This window comes from Ruegeria intermedia, from assembly GCF_900129345.1.
Classification (GTDB): Bacteria; Pseudomonadota; Alphaproteobacteria; order Rhodobacterales; family Rhodobacteraceae; genus Ruegeria; species Ruegeria intermedia.
Map to the genome: position 1 here is coordinate 1 of NZ_FQVK01000051.1, position 6,560 is coordinate 6,560.

Annotated in this window: 5 protein-coding genes; all 5 read left to right on the top strand. The window is 66.6% G+C overall.

The features are described from left to right. The first annotated feature begins 68 nt into the window (after positions 1 to 68). Genes F3H26_RS18805 through F3H26_RS18825 form a run of 5 tightly spaced genes read left to right on the top strand, consistent with a single transcriptional unit; the run spans position 69 to position 6,286 of the window. Complete coding sequence (locus F3H26_RS18805) at positions 69 to 983, top strand: ATP-binding protein (protein ID WP_188127818.1); 915 nt, start codon at positions 69 to 71, stop codon at positions 981 to 983. Next, a complete protein-coding gene (locus tag F3H26_RS18810; protein WP_149777508.1) occupies positions 980 to 4,354 on the top strand; it encodes a TM0106 family RecB-like putative nuclease in 3,375 nt (1,124 codons plus the stop codon). Before F3H26_RS18805 ends, F3H26_RS18810 begins: the two co-directional genes overlap by 4 nt. Further along, positions 4,335 to 4,859: a hypothetical protein gene (locus F3H26_RS18815; protein WP_149777509.1), complete on the top strand. Its 525-nt coding sequence runs from the start codon at positions 4,335 to 4,337 to the stop codon at positions 4,857 to 4,859. Before F3H26_RS18810 ends, F3H26_RS18815 begins: the two co-directional genes overlap by 20 nt. Before the next feature lie 53 nt (positions 4,860 to 4,912). Continuing rightward, the gene (locus F3H26_RS18820; RefSeq protein ID WP_149777510.1) at positions 4,913 to 5,626 is read left to right on the top strand and encodes a hypothetical protein; all 714 of its coding nucleotides are present in this window, start codon (positions 4,913 to 4,915) and stop codon (positions 5,624 to 5,626) included. Between the two features lie 51 nt (positions 5,627 to 5,677). After that, positions 5,678 to 6,286, top strand: coding sequence for a hypothetical protein (locus F3H26_RS18825; RefSeq protein ID WP_149777511.1), 609 nt, complete (start codon positions 5,678 to 5,680; stop codon positions 6,284 to 6,286). Positions 6,287 to 6,560 lie beyond the last annotated feature (274 nt).

Consider the following 6,560-nt stretch of genomic DNA (forward strand, 5'->3'; position numbering starts at 1 on the left):
TCTTCGGCCTTCTCTCGTTTTCCAGCCATCGCTGATCCTCCAATTGCGGGACAAATCTATCCCAGGTGGTGGACCACTTTCAGGGGGCAACTCCAGCCGCGCGATCGGCGGCGGATGCGACGAAGGACAGCCTGACGCGCGCCGAGGTCGACATGGCCAATGCCGAAAACCGAGCCATGAGGGCGCAGGAGGCCTTGGGAACCCATCAGGATCCCGCCAAAGCACTGGCCGATCTGCGGGCATCGCGACAGGTGGCAGCCAGCGCGCTTGAACAGGCCCGACAGGTGCAGGAGGCACGTCTGAAGAATGCCCCCGATCTGGCGGCGGCCGAGGCCGCCATGACGCGGGCCGAGTCGGTCCTGGCCTCGGCCAAGGACCGCATTGCCCAACTGCGTGAAGAGCGCGCCGCATTGGATTCGCGCATCGCGGTTGTGGCCTCGGCCGCCGTCGAAGAGGAACTGGCCCTGACCGAGGACCAGCTGCTCCAGGCCGAGGAGCGTCTGGCCCGCATCAACTTCGACATCGCCGTGCATCAACGGCTGGAACGCGCGTTGCAGGCCGCCCGCGACACCGCGCGCGAAAACTATGTCGCTGCCGTCCACCGCGAGCTGGTGCCGCTTTTGCGGATGATCTGGCCCGACGCCGAACCGGTGATCGACGCCGATACCGGGCTGATCACCCGCATCTCGCGCCGGGGCGAAGAGGAGGATTTCGACGTTTTGTCGGGCGGCACGCAAGAGCAGATCTCGTTGCTGGTGCGGCTGGCCTTTGCCCGCATCCTGGCCCGGGACGGGCGCCCGGCACCGGTCATTCTGGACGATGCCATCGTCTATACCGACGATGACCGGATCGAGCAGATGTTCGACGCCCTGACCCGGCAGTCGCAGGATCTGCAGGTCATCGTGTTCTCGTGCCGGCAACGGGCCTTCCGCGCCCTGGGCGGCACGGCCCTGACGATCGCGGGCGTGGAGGACGCGGCATGAAGCTGGATGATGGCCAAATCCGCCTGTCCGCCTCGGACCTGATGCGCTTCATGGCGTGCGCCCATGCCACGGCGCTGGATTTGCAGCGGCTGCAGGGCAGCGGCCCCGACCCGGTCGAGGACAGCGCGGATGCCGAACTGCTGCAACGCCACGGCGACGCGCACGAGGCCGACCACCTGCGGCACCTGGCCGAGCAGGGGCGCAGCATCGCGCGGATCGAGACCGAGGGCGCGTCCTTCGACCGGGCGGTGGCCGACACGCTGACCGCCTTGCGCACCGGCCCCGAGGTGATCTTTCAGGGCGCGCTCGAAGGCGGCATGTGGGGCGGATACTCTGATTTTCTGGAGCGGGTGGACCGGCCCTCGGACCTGGGCGGGTTTTCCTACGAGGTGGTGGACACCAAGCTGAAACGCAAACCCGCGCCGGGCCATGTATTACAGCTGGTGTTGTATTCCGACCTCTTGGCGCAGGTTCAGGGCATTGTGCCCGACCGCGCCCATGTGCAGCTGGGCAACGGGCAGCGTTTCAGCTTTCGCCTGTCGGAATACGCCGCCTATGCCCGCGCCGCGCGGCAGCGGCTGGAACGGTTCGTGGCCGACCCGCAGCCGACGCGCCCGGTGCCCTGCAAGACCTGCGGCCTGTGCCGCTGGCGCGAACATTGCCAGCAGGTCTGGGAAAACGAGGACAGCCTGTTCCAGGTCGCCAACATCACCCGCCCGCAGGTTCAGCGGCTCGAGGCCGCCGGGATCACCACCATGGCCGCGTTGGCCGAACGGACCGAACGCGTGCCGCGCATCGCGGGGCCGACGCTGGACAAGCTGGTGACGCAGGCGCGGTTGCAGCAGGCCCGCAAATCCGGCCCGCCCAAGGCCGAGCTGCGCCCCCCTGTCGCGGGCAAGGGGTTCGACCTGCTGCCACGGCCGCAGGCAGGGGATCTGTTCTATGACATCGAGGGCGACCCGTTCTATCGCGAGGGCGGGGCCGAGGGGCTGGAATATCTGCACGGGGTCTGGGACGGGGCCGAATTCACTGCCTTCTGGGCGCATGACCACGTTGCCGAGAAGGACGCCCTGATCCGGCTGTTCGCCTTTTTCTCGGACCGGCTGGCCGCGCACCCGCGGGCGCGGATCTATCACTATGCTCCCTACGAGATCACCGCGCTGAAACGGCTGTGCACGCAATACGGGGTCGGCGAGGCGCAGCTGGACCGCTGGCTGCGCGAAGGGCGGTTCGTGGACCTTTACGCGGTGGTGCGCGGCGGGATCATCGCGTCCGAGAAAAGCTATTCGATCAAGGACATGGAGGCCTTCTACGACATCGCCCGCACCGGCGAGGTCAAGACCGCCGGTGGCTCGGTCGTGGCCTACGAGGCCTGGCGCGAGACCGGCGACCAGGGAATTCTGGACGAGATCGAGGACTACAACCGGATTGACTGCATCTCGACCGAGAAGCTGCGCGACTGGCTGCTGGGTCTGCGCCCCGACCGGGCGACGTGGCACGAGCTGGGCAAGGCAACAACCGACAAGACCGACGAAGCCGACGCCGAGGCCGACCTGCTGCGCGACCGGCTGGCCGGGGCCGATCTGCCCGAGGACCGGCGCAAGCTGCTGTATGATCTGGGGCAGTTCCACAGGCGCGAGGCCAAGCCCGCCGCCTGGGCGGTGTTCGATGCCGCGGGCAAGGATTTCGACGATCTGGCCGATGATCTGGACTGTCTGGCGGGGCTGCGCGCGACCGGGCCGGCGCAACCGGTGAAATCCTCGGTCGAGCGCAGCTATCGCTATCCGTTCCAGGAAACGAAACTGCGCCGCGACGCCACTGCCTGCGTGGACCGGGGCGACGGGTCGATGGGGTCGGTGACGATTGCGGCAATGGACCGCGCGGCGCGCACGGTCACCCTGAAGGTGGGCAACAAGAACGCCGATCTGCTGCGCGACCGGCTGGACCTGCTGCCGAATTTCGCCATCAACCCGCATCCGATCCCCTCGGCCATCGCGGCGGTGATCGCCGATCAGTGCGGCCCCCGCCGCAACCGCGCCGCCGACGACCTGCTGGCCCGCGCCGCGCCGCGCTTTGCCGGGCCGTCGCCGCTGCGGGCCACGGGCGACCCGGTCGAGCGTCTGATCGCCGCCGTCGGTGCGATGGACGACACCGTGCTGCCGGTGCAGGGGCCGCCCGGAACCGGCAAGACCCATGTCACCGCCCGCGCCATCCTGTCACTTGTGCGAAAGGGCAAACGGGTGGGCGTGGCCTCGAACAGCCACGAGGCGATCCGCAACGTGCTGATGGGCTGCATCATGGCGCTGGCGGATGACGACATCGACCTGACGGTCGAAGACCTGACCATCGCCCACAAGGACAAGACCGGGGCCGCGCCTCTGCCCGAGGAGTTCCAGGCGATCCGCCAGACCCGGTCGTCGGGCGACCCGCTGCACACCAGCGCCCATGTGGTCGGCGGCACCGCCTGGCTGTTCGCGCGCGACGATCTGGCCGATGCCTTCGACTATCTGTTCGTGGACGAGGCCGGGCAGGTGTCGCTGGCCAATGCGCTGGCGATGACGCGGGCGGCGCGCAACCTGGTGCTGGTGGGCGATCCGCGCCAGCTGCCGCAGGTGATCCAGGGCGCGCATCCGCATCCGGCCGACCTGTCGTGCCTGGACTGGATCATCGGCGACGCCCCGGTGCTGCCGCCCGACCGCGGCCTGTATCTGAACACCACAAGGCGGATGCACCCGGACGTGACCGCCTATGTCTCGGACCAGTTCTATGCCGGCACGCTGACCGCCCATTCCGACACGGCGCGGCAGGCGGTGATGGTGGACGGGCTGCCCCGTGCGGGCGCCTTCCTGGTGCCCGTCCCGCATGAGGGCCGCGCGCAGGACTGCCCCGAAGAGGTCGCCGCCATCCGCGCCATGGTCGACCGTCTGCTGGGCGGCAGCTGGACCGACAAGACCGGCGCGACCCGCCCGATTACCCGGTCCGACATCATCGTCGTCGCCCCCTACAACGCGCAGGTCAACGCTCTGACCGAGGCGCTGGAGGGCGTGCGCGTGGGCACGGTGGACCGGTTTCAGGGGCAGGAAGCCCCGATCGCCCTGATCTCGATGACGGCCAGTTCGGCGACGGAAACGTCGCGCGGGCTGGATTTCCTGCTCTCGCGCGAGCGCCTGAACGTCGCGATCAGCCGCGCCAAGGCGCTGAGCCTTGTCTTTGCGTCGCCGCAACTTGCCGCCACCCCCTGCGACACGGTCGAGCAGATGCGGCTGGTCAACGCGCTGGCGGCGCTGGAAACCATCGGAGGCGACGGCGAGTGGCCCAGACGTCGTTCTGATCCGACAAGGAGCAGGGCGGATGCTGGAAAAACTGTTTGACGACACCCTGAACCGAGCCCTTCCGGCCGGCACATTCGCAGCCTGCGCGCCGCTGGCCGCGCGGCTGGATCAGCTGTTCGCCGACGAGTGGAGCGCCGCGTTCTGGGGCCTGACCGCGCCCAAGCGTCACGCCGTCGCGGCGGTTCTGTCGGGTCTGAAGATCACGCAGGACGATGGGCCGGTCCTGCGGCGCAACCTGCTGATGTCCGATGAACGCTTCCTTATGACCTGCCGGTTCGGGCAGGCCGCCGAGACGGTGCTCTGGTTCCTGGACAAACTGCCGCCCCGCGCGCTGCCGGCCGCGGCCTATGACGCGCTTCCGGGCTTGTTGACGGCCGAGATCCGCAGCGGCCGCCTGACCCCCGATGACACACGCTGGACCGAGGGGTCCTGGGCGGATGGGCACCGCTATCTGGCGGCCCTGCTGACCCGCCTGACCGACCCGGCGCCGCGCAGGGTCGAGCTGCGACGAGATGTCGGCACTCAGGGGCCGAACACCGAGTGACGAATGGCGCGCGACGCGCTGAATTGGCGAAAATTTGATTGAGTAGGACGACGATGTTTCATGCAGTGATTGCAAAGAAGGCGCGCATCGACAATATCACCGACGGCGCGACAAGACAGCCGCGCGAGGATCTGGTGACCTCGGCCCTGTTCGGGACGGTCACGTTTCTGACCCCGCCCGCCCGGCAAGCGGCGTTGAGCACGCTGATCGGTCACAAGCTGCCCGCGGATGCCAAGGTGATCCTGTGGCCCCGTCTGGCCCCCTGCGCAGGAACCGACGGACAGCGCACCGAGCCGGATGTCGTGTTGGAATATCCGGGCAAGACCGGCCCGGAATACTGGATCGTCGAGGTCAAATGGGGGGCAGCCCTCGGCGACGATCAGATCCGCCGCGAGATCGATGCGGTCAGGGATGGCGACTGTCCGAAGGGGGCGCTGCCGGAACAGCCGCGCGCGGTTGTCGGCTATACCCTGCTGGGCCGGGAGGCCAAACATTCCAAGATGTTTGAGGGGGCCAGAGATTCCTGCGGAAAGAGCGACACCGCGCTTGAGTTCCAAAGCGTCTCCTGGCCGGATCTGACCGAACGGCTGCGCGCGCTGACCCAGTCCAAGGACACCGACCCGGGCCTGAAAGCCTGGGCCGACGCAACGGCAACCTTCCTGAACTGCACACCTCAGGGTGCCGTGCTGGGCAAATGGCCGGACTTGATCGTGCCGCCGGCCGTCACGTTTCGCTTCGAGGGTGGCTCCGGATGCGCGGCGTGCTGACGCGGCACGCGGTGGCCACGACACAACCAAATATCAACAAGGAATGAATTGATGAGTGCAAGCGAAGCCCTTTGGCAATCGGCCCGAAACCTTCTGGACTCGCAGGTGAACCTAGACAAGCTGTATAATGAGTTCGATAGGGTTGAACTGAGCGAAGATGATCTGATCATCGAAAATGACGATTACACCTATGATGGCGGGGATTGGGTCAGGCCTGTCTGGAATGCCTACTACAAGGTGTCCGAGCGCCGAAAAAACGGGAAGAAGCAAAGCAAGAAAGAGAAGGGCTACATCACCCTGGCTATTCAACTGACCAGCGATCCGGGTCATGGCGACGATTGGGAGTTCGGACGGCAGGCCAAAGTGCTTGCCGGATATTGCCCGTCCGCAGAATCTGACGGCGGGTGGGAATTCGGCTCAGGTCATCCCGACGGTGCGGGCCGATGTGAAGGCTGGTCGCCCCGGGGCAAACTCTGGGTCCGCGGCAAGGATGACCGCAGTTGGTTCTACGCGGTGCAACTTGATGCGCTCGACAGTGTTGAAGCGGTCGATGAATGCCTCGTGAATCCTTTGCGCGCCTTGATCAAAAAAGATGGCACCCCGGAAGAAGTTCTCGGCCCCATCAAGGACAAGCTGTGCATTCCGCCCCAAAGCGCCTGAGCAGCGGGCCGGATGACCCGGCCAGTCGCTGACTTGCGCGGAAAACATCGCCCTGTCCTCAGATGTCGGGCAACCAGTCTTCCGCGCCTCGGCACCGACGCGGACGAAGGCCATCTGATTACCGTCCGGAATTCGTTCGCGTCTCAGGCTTCGCTTGTCACGGTGGCGCTCGCAGGCGTTATGAGAGATCGTTCAATAAGGGAAACCGGCTCCAAGCTTTTGTTGAACGATCACCGCAACTGAGGCGGAACTGTCCGACCCCGCAGAGCCGCGG